Origin of the sequence: Synechococcus sp. CCY 0621 (assembly GCF_019038465.1) — a bacterium.
Taxonomy (GTDB): domain Bacteria; phylum Cyanobacteriota; class Cyanobacteriia; order PCC-6307; family Cyanobiaceae; genus Cyanobium.
Genome location: NZ_JAFKRH010000040.1, coordinates 62981 through 72012 on the forward strand (window position 1 = coordinate 62981; position 9032 = coordinate 72012).

15 protein-coding genes are annotated in these 9032 nt (G+C 67.7%); 6 read left to right on the plus strand and 9 right to left on the minus strand.

What is annotated here, in order from left to right; translation table 11 throughout:
• Positions 1-27: 27 nt before the first annotated feature.
• Positions 28-423, minus strand: coding sequence for a c-type cytochrome (locus tag KUG43_RS13840; protein WP_286194793.1), 396 nt, complete (start codon positions 421-423; stop codon positions 28-30).
• Entirely contained in the window at positions 420-782 is a 363-nt protein-coding gene (locus KUG43_RS13845; RefSeq protein ID WP_216909975.1) for an AbrB family transcriptional regulator, read from the minus strand. The genes KUG43_RS13840 and KUG43_RS13845 overlap by 4 nt, the downstream gene beginning before the upstream one ends.
• A gap of 103 nt (positions 783-885) precedes the next feature.
• On the opposite strand from KUG43_RS13845, the gene KUG43_RS13850 reads away from it, so the two are divergent.
• Together KUG43_RS13850 and KUG43_RS13855 are read left to right on the plus strand one after the other, a co-directional pair.
• Positions 886-1362: a GNAT family N-acetyltransferase gene (locus KUG43_RS13850; protein ID WP_216909976.1), complete on the plus strand. Its 477-nt coding sequence runs from the start codon at positions 886-888 to the stop codon at positions 1360-1362.
• 18 nt (positions 1363-1380) lie between these two features.
• Positions 1381-1932, plus strand: coding sequence for a Nif11 domain/cupin domain-containing protein (locus tag KUG43_RS13855; protein ID WP_216909977.1), 552 nt, complete (start codon positions 1381-1383; stop codon positions 1930-1932).
• Here KUG43_RS13855 and KUG43_RS13860 read toward each other — a convergent pair.
• The 5 genes from KUG43_RS13860 to KUG43_RS13880 all read right to left on the minus strand — a co-directional run bounded on the left by KUG43_RS13860 (position 1838) and on the right by KUG43_RS13880 (position 4482).
• Positions 1838-2374 carry a phosphate-starvation-inducible PsiE family protein gene (locus KUG43_RS13860; RefSeq protein ID WP_216909978.1) on the minus strand — a complete coding sequence of 179 codons (537 nt, stop codon included), beginning with the start codon at positions 2372-2374 and terminating at the stop codon, positions 1838-1840. The genes KUG43_RS13855 and KUG43_RS13860 overlap by 95 nt on opposite strands.
• On the minus strand, positions 2374-2643 hold the full coding sequence (locus KUG43_RS13865) for a hypothetical protein (protein WP_216909979.1): 270 nt from the start codon (positions 2641-2643) through the stop codon (positions 2374-2376). Before KUG43_RS13865 ends, KUG43_RS13860 begins: the two co-directional genes overlap by 1 nt.
• 91 nt (positions 2644-2734) lie before the next feature.
• Positions 2735-3076 (minus strand): hypothetical protein, encoded by a 342-nt coding sequence (locus KUG43_RS13870; RefSeq protein ID WP_216909980.1) that lies wholly within the window; start codon positions 3074-3076, stop codon positions 2735-2737.
• 9 nt (positions 3077-3085) lie between these two features.
• Positions 3086-3463, minus strand: a complete 378-nt coding sequence (locus KUG43_RS13875) for a YkvA family protein (protein ID WP_216909981.1) — start codon at positions 3461-3463, stop codon at positions 3086-3088.
• A gap of 98 nt (positions 3464-3561) precedes the next feature.
• A complete protein-coding gene (locus KUG43_RS13880) occupies positions 3562-4482 on the minus strand; it encodes a sigma-70 family RNA polymerase sigma factor (protein WP_216909983.1) in 921 nt (306 codons plus the stop codon).
• A 217-nt stretch (positions 4483-4699) separates the two neighbouring features.
• On the opposite strand from KUG43_RS13880, the gene KUG43_RS13885 reads away from it, so the two are divergent.
• A complete protein-coding gene (locus KUG43_RS13885) occupies positions 4700-5188 on the plus strand; it encodes a DUF2214 family protein (protein WP_216909985.1) in 489 nt (162 codons plus the stop codon).
• Entirely contained in the window at positions 5188-5925 is a 738-nt protein-coding gene (locus KUG43_RS13890) for a peptidase (protein WP_286194795.1), read from the plus strand. The genes KUG43_RS13885 and KUG43_RS13890 overlap by 1 nt, the downstream gene beginning before the upstream one ends.
• An 8-nt stretch (positions 5926-5933) precedes the next feature.
• On the opposite strand, the gene KUG43_RS13895 is transcribed toward KUG43_RS13890, so the two are convergent.
• Positions 5934-6740, minus strand: coding sequence for a metal ABC transporter ATP-binding protein (locus KUG43_RS13895; RefSeq protein ID WP_216909987.1), 807 nt, complete (start codon positions 6738-6740; stop codon positions 5934-5936).
• 95 nt (positions 6741-6835) lie between these two features.
• On the opposite strand from KUG43_RS13895, the gene KUG43_RS13900 reads away from it, so the two are divergent.
• The gene (locus KUG43_RS13900; RefSeq protein WP_216909989.1) at positions 6836-7507 is read left to right on the plus strand and encodes an SDR family oxidoreductase; all 672 of its coding nucleotides are present in this window, start codon (positions 6836-6838) and stop codon (positions 7505-7507) included.
• Between the two features lie 42 nt (positions 7508-7549).
• Positions 7550-8518: an N-acetylmuramoyl-L-alanine amidase-like domain-containing protein gene (locus KUG43_RS13905; RefSeq protein ID WP_216909991.1), complete on the plus strand. Its 969-nt coding sequence runs from the start codon at positions 7550-7552 to the stop codon at positions 8516-8518.
• Here the strand turns inward: KUG43_RS13905 and KUG43_RS13910 are convergent.
• Positions 8502-9032: calcium-binding protein (locus KUG43_RS13910; RefSeq protein WP_286194796.1), on the minus strand; the 531-nt coding region annotated here is incomplete at its 5' end. The genes KUG43_RS13905 and KUG43_RS13910 overlap by 17 nt on opposite strands.

A 9032-nucleotide genomic window follows, 5' to 3' on the forward strand; every position in this document is an offset into this window, starting at 1 on the left:
CGGCGGCGTGGAGCCTTGATGCCAGCCTCAGCCGCGGGGCCAGCCCGCCTGGGCCTGCTGCCACACCCAGGCGGCCACCGCTTCGGCCCCGCCATCACCGAGGGCCTCGCCGTAACCACCCATCTGGCCGATGCCTGCGGCGGCGATCGTGGCAATCACCGCTGGGTCGGCGGCGCCATTGCGCTCCAGTGCTGCCAGCTTCAATGTCTTGCTGCGGCGAAGGATGTTGCCACCCTGGACATGGCAGCCGGCGCAATGGGCCTCAAACAGGCGGCCGCCGGCTTCGAGACTGACGCGTCCGGAATCACCGGGATCCACGGCCAAAGCGGCCCCGGGGAAACCCAGAGCCGGAGGCGGCAGGATCAGGCCAAGCACCATCAGCAGGGCCACCAGCACCGAGACCAGCGGGCGCCAGCGGATCAATCCTCTTCGTCGGCGCTGCCGGCGGGAATGAGGCGGATCTGCTTGCGGCCGAGCTTGATCTCGAACTCGTCGCCGGGCTTGAGATCGAGCATGGCGGTGTAGGCCTTGCCGATCAGCAGGTTGCCGTTGCCCTGCACGGTGGCCACATAACTGAGTTTGCGCCCGCCTTTGCCCACCTTGCCGGCCGCACCGAACTCGACGCCTTTGGCCTCAAGCAGGGCCTCGTAGAAAGCGGTGAAGTTCAGGCGCTCGGCGCCATCCTTCTTGGTGGAAACATAGCCACAGGCCCGCACGATCTCGGACTTGCCGACATCGCCGAGTTCCTTGACCTTGGCCAGCAATTCCGATCCTGTCAACATGGTATGTACGCGGTGTCGGCTGTGTGGTTAGACATAAAACATACACCAGCGCCATCAGCCTTCTGCCCAAAGCGGCGACAATCCATGCACATTCACCGCCACGATGCTGCCGATCCGTCCACTCCAGCCCGATGACTGCCAGCAGCTGGTCGCTGTGTATCACGAGGCGGTCATCAGCCAGGCCGGCAATCTCTACAGCCCGTCACAGATCGAGGCCTGGTCACAACAGGCGAGCCGCAATGATGCCTTCCGGTCGTCACTGCTACGCGGCCATGGGTTGGTGAGCTGTGCCAACGACGACGACACGATCATCGAAGCGTTCGCCCTTCTCGACCCCCTCGACCGGCTCGCCCTGCTCTACTGCCGCGGGCGCTCCAGTCGCCAAGGCCGGGCGGGCGCCCTGCTGGAGGCCCTGGAGCAGCACGCCCGCTCCCAGGGGGTGAGCCGCCTGCGCACCGAGGCCAGCCAGCTGTCACGGCCACTGCTGGAGCGGCGGGGCTGGGTGGTGGATGGCGAAGAAACGGTGATCCTGGGCGGCGTCTCCTTCCTGCGCTGGCGGATGGGCAAGGATCTGCTCTGACGCCTGCGCACCTCCCCCATGGCCGAAGCCCAGCTGCAGCAGTTCCTGGAGAAGGTGCGTCAGCTCAATGCCTTCGTAGCCCTGAGCGAGGCCGATCCCGCCTTGAGAGCGGCCCTGAGCGACTGTGGCGATCACCATCAGGTGGTGGCCCTGGCCCGCTCCTGCGGCTTCGAGATCGGCCGGCGCTGGGGGGAGCCACCAGCGGGAGACGGGGCAGGATCAGGCTCCGCTGGGGCGGATGGATCCCTGGTGCGGGGCCCCTGCCCTGCCGCTGGGGAGGAAGTGACAACGGTGCTGCTGCAGACCCCCCAGCTGCGCCTGGAGCGAATCCACTCCTGCAGCGCCTCCAGCCCGGAGGGCTTCTGGTACGACCAGACGGAGCACGAATGGGTGCTGCTGCTGCAGGGCAGCGCCCGGTTGCAGTTCGCCGATGAGGCCGAACCCCGCGGCCTGGCCTGCGGTGAGACCCTGCAGATCAGTGCGGGCCGGCGGCACCGGCTGCTGGCGAGTGACCCGCCTCCTGGAACGATCTGGCTGGCCCTGTTCTGGTCTCCCCATCCCGCTCACTGACCTCCGACTCATGGACCCGGCGCACCAGCCAGAAGGCCCCCGCCAGGCACAGCACCGCCACCCCGAGGCCCACCACGAGCATGGGCTTGTTCTCGGCGTTCGGGGGCAGCACGATCACCTTCCGGGCCACGGCCGTGATGGCGGTGAGCAGCACCAGTTCGATCTGCACCACGTGGCGGCGCAGGTAGGAGGTGATGTTCTGCAGCACCTCGATGGCAATCAGCAGGTTGAGCAGATCGCCGAGCACGGCGATGAGGCCCTCCCCCACCCAGCGCCGGTTGGGGTCGAACAGCTGGACGACGACCTCGAAGGTGAACTTCAGGGCCGCCACCAACAGCACCAGGAAGAGCATGACGGCCAGCAACTTGGCCACCAGGCGCTCGCCATGGTCGATCAGGCGAAGAAAGATCCTGTCCTGGAAGATCCGCTGCAGGCGTCGCATCAGTTCTTGAACGGCTGGTAGATGGGTTGGGCCGGCGTGTCACTGGGCGGATTCTCGATCACCGTGTCGCAGGTGACGGAGCCATCGGCGCCGGTGACGCAGTTGGTGGGCTTGATCTGGGTTTCCGGACCCACATTGCCACCACGCTTGAGCATGAAGGATTCGACCTGGGCCTCGGCCGCACTGCTGAAGCACAGACCGGCCACCAGGGCAGCGGTGGCCCGCAGGGACCAGGGGAAAGCGCGGGTGAGGACGGCGGTGGCGTTCATGGCGGTGGTCGTCGGCGCGGGGCCGCAGGATCGGTCAGACCCCACTCTGGAGGCTGGTCGCCTGACCCGCCAGCGCGGCGAGCTCGGGACATCAGCTGCCGCTGTCGCCGCGGATTTCCTGCAACAGCAGGTCGAGCTGGCCCATCGAATCCGCCATCGGGTCGCCGGCGGCGAAGACCTCGCCGTGCTCGCCAGGCTCCTCGGCCAGCCACTGGGCCTCAATGGCACAGAGGCGTTCGGCCAGGCCCGCCGCTCCTTGCTGGCTGTAGGTGCGGTGCAGCTCCTCCAGCAGAACGGGCATGCGGATCGAACCGGCCCTCAGGGCCCGACGCAGGTCGGACTGGGTACGGCCGGTGAGCCGCAACCAGTCCTTGAGAAGGCTCTGGAGCTCGTCGAGCTGCTCCGGGCTGAGGGAGGGGGCGGACGCTGGCATGGCCAGACGCTACCCCTGCTGGCGGAACAGGGGGAACCAGCGATCCAGCCGGCTCTGGGCCCGGGCGCGGATCGCCGGCGTGCGGTGGGTGCCGCAGAGCCCCAGCAAGGCCGTCAGGGCCACCATGTCGTCGCTGAAGCCGGCCGCCGGAATGAAATCGGGGATCACATCAAGGGGCAGCAGCAGATAGGTGAGGGCCGCCAGCACGGTGAGCCGCACCTGGGGAGGGGTGGAGCCATCGAGCAGGAGCTCCACGCATTCGAAGGCGGGGCGGGCGATGGTGCGGCCGGCCCGGCGCAGCAGCCGCACCAGCAGCGCCTCGTCGAGCACCGCGCTCTCGAGCACCTCGGCATCGACGGGGGCCTGATCAGCGGGAGCAACAGCCATGGCGATCTGCTCGGGGGAAGGGACACGCCATCGGGTTGGGCGTCCATTCATTCTGTGGGCCCCGGAGGCCGATCAACGAGGGGTGGATCCCCCTACGTTCACTCCTCCACCAGGCCGCTCTCAATGCCGGTTTTGCGCAGCTTGCGCAGGGCCCGCTGCACCACCTGGCGGCAGTACTCGCGGCTGCATTCCAGCTGCCGGGCCACCTCGGCGAGGGTGCGCCACTCGTGGCTGCCGTCGAGCCCGAAGCGCAGCATCACCACCGTGCGCTCCTTGGGGGTGAGGTTGGACTTCTCCAGCAGCGTCCAGACCGACGCGGTGCGCTCGGCCTGTTCGGCCCGCTCCATCGGCGCCGGCTCGTTGCTGGGCAGCACGTCCACCAGCTCGGAGGGATCGGCCTTGGAGCGCACGGCTCCCTGCAGGCTGACCGTGACGCTGCGCAGCTCGCAGCCCAGCAGGTCTTCGACCTCGGCCACGGGCAACCCCATGGCAGTGGCCAGCTCCCCGGCGTTGGGGGAATGGCCGTGGGACTGGAGGTGACGCGCCTTGGCGGCCCGCAGCCGGGTGAGTTTCTCGTTGACGTTGACGGGAATGCGGATCGTGCGGCTCTGGGTGGAGAGGGCCCGGTTCAGCCCCTGACGTATCCACCAGTAGGCATACGTGCTGAAACGGTGACCACGGGTGGGATCAAACTTTTCGACAGCACGGGTCAGACCGATGGTGCCTTCCTGGATCAGATCAAGTAAATCCAGGCCCTTGCCCTGATAGCGCTTGGCGAGATTGACGACCAACCGCAGGTTGGCGGTCACCATTTGCTGTTTTGCTCGCTCGCCGTTGCGCATGGTGCGCTTTTCAAGATCGTCGTAGTCACAGGCCGGACCGCTGCCGCCCGCCTCGGAACAGCGTTCCTGCAGGCTCACCATCGCCTGCACTTTTCGCCCAAGGGTGAGCTCCTGCTCAGGGGTGAGCAGCTGATGGCGGCCAATCTCGCCGAGAAAGGCACTGAGGGAACTCGCCATAGAGCATCTGAATCGCTGAGTTGAACCTACGGTTGTTTCTGGATGTTCCTGAAACGAACAGAAAGCCTTCAGTGTTCCGTTGCGGCTTCCACATAGAGCCAACTCTTTCCCTATTTCCTACTGATTTCAATCTGAGCTCCAGGCCGTGATCGCCAAGGGGCCCGGTGGCCTGGAGCCAGCCGCTACCGTCCGGGGCGACCACCTGTGACACCAGCCGATGGCCGGGCTTCTCTCCATCCCCTCCGAGGTGCTCTCCAGCGCCGGGGTGGCCTACGTGCACTACCTGAGCTTCATGGTCTGCTTCGGCGCCCTGGTGCTGGAGCGGCGCCTGATCCGGCCCGACCCCGACCGCAAGGACGCGATCCTGATGGTGATCACGGACGTGACCTACGGCCTGGCGGCCCTGGGGGTGTTGCTCAGCGGCATCCTGCGGGTGTTGTATTTCGGCCAGGGCACCAGCTTCTACACCGAGAACCCCCTGTTCTGGTGGAAGGTGGGCACCTACCTGGCGGTGGGCGCCCTCTCCCTCTACCCCACCATCACGTACATCCTCTGGGCGATTCCGCTGCGCAAGGGGGAGCTGCCCAAGGTGAGCGAGGCCCTGGCCAACCGGCTGCGCTGGGTGCTCAACATCGAGCTGGCGGGCTTCGCCGCCATTCCTCTGATGGCCGCCCTGATGGCCCGCGGAGTCGGACTGGCGGGCTGATGGGCCGGCCGCACCGCCTGCTGCTGGCCGGCCTGGTGCCGGCGCTGCTGCTGCTGGCGGCGCCGCTGCAGGCCGCCCCCGGGCTCTGCGCCAAGGCTGTGGCCACCCGAGCCGTGGCGGAAACGCCGCAACCGTCCGCCGCCGTTGCCGCTGCGGCCGCCGGCGAGGACTACCGCCAACGGCTGCGACCCACGGGCTTCGGCTGGCCCCGGCTGGATCACTGGTGCGTGTGGGTGGAGCCGGCGGCGACGGGCGGCGCCGGCCAACGCTGGGACGTCCTCTGGCTCGGCGCGGTGGAGCGGGCCCTGGACCAATGGCAAAAGGAACTGACGATCACCCGGGTGGAGGATCCGGCGGCGGCCCAGGTGCGGATCCTGCGGCGGCGGCCGCCGCTGCAGCGGCAGGCCACCGGCCGCACCCGGGCCAGCCACGGCCGTGCTGAGCTGGCGCTGGTGGAGGCTGACCGGGGCGGCGGCTGGATCCTGGAACCCCAGGTGCAGGTGCTGATCAGCCCGGGCCAGCGGCCGGAGGCCACCGAAGCCACCGCCCTGCATGAGCTGGGCCATGCCTTCGGGCTCTGGGGCCACAGCGACGATCCGGCCGATGCGATGGCGGCCGTTCCCGGGGCCCAGCCGGTGCTGGCGCTGAGCGGGCGCGATCGGGCCACGCTGCGCTGGCTGTATGCGCAACCGACGCGCTTCGGCCAGCCCCTGCCGGCGGCGCCAACGTCCCGCTGAGGGGACGTTCAGGCCGGCGGGCTCTCCTCGGCGTGGGGGGGCCGGTGGGGCGGGTGCCGATGGTGGTAGGGAACGAAGCCGGGGCCGTAGATCTGGGCCAGCCGGGTGGGGCTGAGGGCGTGGTCGGGGGTGCCGTGGCAGCGCAGGCTGCGGTTGAGGCAAAGCACGCCATCGCAGGTGCGGCGCACCATCTCCAGGTCGTGCGACACCTGCAGGATCGTCCAGCCTTCGCTGCGGCGCAGCTGGTAGAGGAGGGTGTGGAACTGTTCGGCGGCGCGGGCGTCGAGGCCGGCCTGGGCCTCATCGAGCACCAGCAGGCGGCGGGGGCGCACGACGCAGAAAGCCAGCAGCACCCGCTTGAGCTGGCCGCCGGAGAGCTCGGAGAGCAGACGGTCGGCCAGGTCATCGCAGAGGGTCTTGCGCAGGGCGGCGCGGATGGCGCTGCTGCGCTCCTGGCGGCCCAGCCATGGCAGGGAGAGGCCCGGCGAATCCCAGCCCAGACCCACGAATTCGGCCACCGTGAGCGGGAAACGGCCCCGGGGCACCAGGGTCTGGGGCAGGTAGGCGAGCTTGGCGCGCAGCTCCCGGGGCAACTGGCCGCGGCTGCCGAGGCTGCAGCCCAGAAAACGCACCTCGCCGGCCTGGCGGGGAAGGATGCCGAGGATGGCCTGCACCAGGGTGCTCTTGCCGGCTCCGTTCGGGCCGACCAGGGCGGTGTCGGATTCGGCCACCAGCTGGAAGCTGACGTCATCCACCGCCGTGACGGCCTCACGCCGCACGCTCAGGTGGCTGACTTCGAGAACCATTTCGGCCATGGGGGCAGCCTACCCAGCGGACCCCGCCCTGGCTGTCGCCATCCCAACGGCCGGGCCACGAGAATGGATCTCAACGCAATGGAGCAAGACACCCCATGACCTGCATCGCCGTGACTGGAGCTTCAGGCAAGACGGGTTGGCGGGTGGTGGAAGAAGCCCTGGGCCGGGGCTGGGCCGTGAAGGCGATCCTGCGGCCGGGCTCGGCGGTGCCGCCCGGGCTGGCTGGCGCCGAGCTGGTGCGGCTGGAGCTGGGTGACGGGCAGGCGCTGGCGGCGGCACTGGCCGGCTGCGACGCCCTGGTGATCGCCACCGGGGCGCGGCCGTCGGTGGATCTGGCTGGCCCCTTGAAGGTGGATGCGCTGGCGATGCGCCCCCAGATCGCCGCCTGCAAGGACGCCGGTGTGAAGCGGGTGGTGCTGGTGAGCTCCCTGTGCAGCGGCCGCTGGTTGCACCCGCTCAACCTGTTCGGGCTGATCCTGGTGTGGAAGGGGGTGGGGGAGCGCTGGCTGGCCGCCAGCGGCCTGGAGTGGACGGTGGTGCGCCCCGGTGGGCTGAAGGAAACCGAGGAGGGGATCGAGGCTGAAGGCATCCGCTTCAGCGGCCCCGACCAGCAGGAGAGCGACAGCATCCCGCGGCGGCTGGTGGCGCGGGTGTGCCTCGATGCGGTGGAGAGCCCGGCCGCGATCGGCCGCATCATCGAGATCACCAGCAGCCCCGAGCTGCCAGCGGTGGGGCTGGGGGAGTGGCTGGCGAGCAGCGCCGCCTGACGGCGGCTGTAGGGTCGCGGCGGTGGCGGCAGCGGCGGCTGGATGCGCAAACCCACTCTCCTGCTGGGCCTCACGGTGCTGATCACCGCCGGAGCCAGCTTTGCAGCGGCCAACCTGCTGCTGCGCCATGTGGCGCCGGCCAGCCGCAGCGTTGCGGCCGCGCCGCCGCCCCTGCCGGGGGGTGTGGCCCTGGCGGAGCCGTCGCCGAAATTCGTGGGTGAAACGCGGGTGCTGGCGGCGGAGGCGATCGATGCCACGGCCTGGGCGCCGATGAACCAGGCGCTGGTGCAACTGGCCCGCCGCTTCCTCGACTATCCCTTCAAGGGGTTCTCCCTTGATGGCGGCCCGAAGGAACAGCTGGTGCTGGATCTCACCAACTTCGACTGTTTGCTGTTCGTGGAGCAGCTGCTGGCACTGAGCAACAGCCGCAAGGTGGACACCCAGGACGAAGGGGTGGAGCGGTTCACGCAGCATGTGCGGCGGCTGCGCTATGTGAACGGCGAAGTGGACTACTGCCGCCGGCAGCATTACTTCAGCCGCTGGGCGGAGGCGGCCGAGCGCAACGGCTACCTGGTGAACCTCACCCCGTTCCTGCCGGGGGCCAGCAGCCGCACGCTGGCGCTGAATTTCATGAGCAACCACATCAAGAGCTACAAGCCGATGCAGCTGGCCCGCAACAAGCAGTGCATCACGGAGCTGGAGAAGGATCTGGTGCTTGAGCAGGCCTACGTCCCGCTGGCGGCACTGCCGGGTGTGCTGCCGTCGCTGCGCAGCGGCGACATCTTCGGACTGGTGACCAAGGTGCCGGGGCTGGATGTGACCCACGTGGGCTTCCTGGAGAAGCGCGACGGGGTGGTGGATGCGATCCACGCGGCGGAGGGGGCGGGGGTGATTCGCAGTGAGAACTTCGCGAAATACGCGGGGCGGGTGCAGGACGTGATCGGGGTGGCGATTTATCGGCCTCGGCCGAATGATGGGGGGAAGGCCGAGGGGGCTAAGCCGGGGGGATGAGGGCGAGCACGTCGGCCTGTGTCAATGTAAACCCATTGGAAAACTGAAAAGACTCAATTCTGTATTCCTTAGCAAGAAAGAAGTTGGAAATCAGCACCTGGTCACTGGTCACGAAGTTCATTTCGAGATTCAGATTCTGTCGGCGAACTGAAGTCAGGTCCGTGGACATCAGGCTTGAGAAACTGACCGTATCATTGCTTAACGGACTAGGGTCATAATCACTGATTTGATTCAGCGAACTACTGCTTGATATCACGTAAGTGTCGTCTCCCTCGCCACCATTAAGGATGTCGCTGCCAGCACCAGAAATGAGACGATCGCGGCCTCGACCACCGTATAGAGCATCTTGCCCTAACCCTCCATCGAGGATGTCATCGCCTTCACCAGCGTGGAGCACATCATTTCCATTTCCTCCAGTCAGCACATCATTAAAGCCACCTCCGTGCACCTGGTCATCGCCATCGAGACCATCGATGCGGTTCACCATATCCGTGAATCCACCCAACCAGTCGTT

Excerpts from the sequence above, each read along its gene's own strand:
- KUG43_RS13875 (WP_216909981.1), bottom strand. The coding sequence starts at position 3,463 with ATGGCTGTTGCTCCCGCTGATCAGGCCCCCGTCGATGCCGAGGTGCTC.
- KUG43_RS13880 (WP_216909983.1), bottom strand. The coding sequence starts at position 4,482 with ATGGCGAGTTCCCTCAGTGCCTTTCTCGGCGAGATTGGCCGCCATCAG.
- KUG43_RS13865 (WP_216909979.1), bottom strand. The coding sequence starts at position 2,643 with ATGAACGCCACCGCCGTCCTCACCCGCGCTTTCCCCTGGTCCCTGCGG.
- KUG43_RS13895 (WP_216909987.1), bottom strand. The coding sequence starts at position 6,740 with ATGGCCGAAATGGTTCTCGAAGTCAGCCACCTGAGCGTGCGGCGTGAG.
- KUG43_RS13850 (WP_216909976.1), top strand. The coding sequence starts at position 886 with ATGCTGCCGATCCGTCCACTCCAGCCCGATGACTGCCAGCAGCTGGTC.
- KUG43_RS13845 (WP_216909975.1), bottom strand. The coding sequence starts at position 782 with ATGTTGACAGGATCGGAATTGCTGGCCAAGGTCAAGGAACTCGGCGAT.
- KUG43_RS13905 (WP_216909991.1), top strand. The coding sequence starts at position 7,550 with ATGCGCAAACCCACTCTCCTGCTGGGCCTCACGGTGCTGATCACCGCC.
- KUG43_RS13885 (WP_216909985.1), top strand. The coding sequence starts at position 4,700 with ATGGCCGGGCTTCTCTCCATCCCCTCCGAGGTGCTCTCCAGCGCCGGG.
- KUG43_RS13890 (WP_286194795.1), top strand. The coding sequence starts at position 5,188 with ATGGGCCGGCCGCACCGCCTGCTGCTGGCCGGCCTGGTGCCGGCGCTG.
- KUG43_RS13855 (WP_216909977.1), top strand. The coding sequence starts at position 1,381 with ATGGCCGAAGCCCAGCTGCAGCAGTTCCTGGAGAAGGTGCGTCAGCTC.
- KUG43_RS13860 (WP_216909978.1), bottom strand. The coding sequence starts at position 2,374 with ATGCGACGCCTGCAGCGGATCTTCCAGGACAGGATCTTTCTTCGCCTG.
- KUG43_RS13900 (WP_216909989.1), top strand. The coding sequence starts at position 6,836 with ATGACCTGCATCGCCGTGACTGGAGCTTCAGGCAAGACGGGTTGGCGG.
- KUG43_RS13870 (WP_216909980.1), bottom strand. The coding sequence starts at position 3,076 with ATGCCAGCGTCCGCCCCCTCCCTCAGCCCGGAGCAGCTCGACGAGCTC.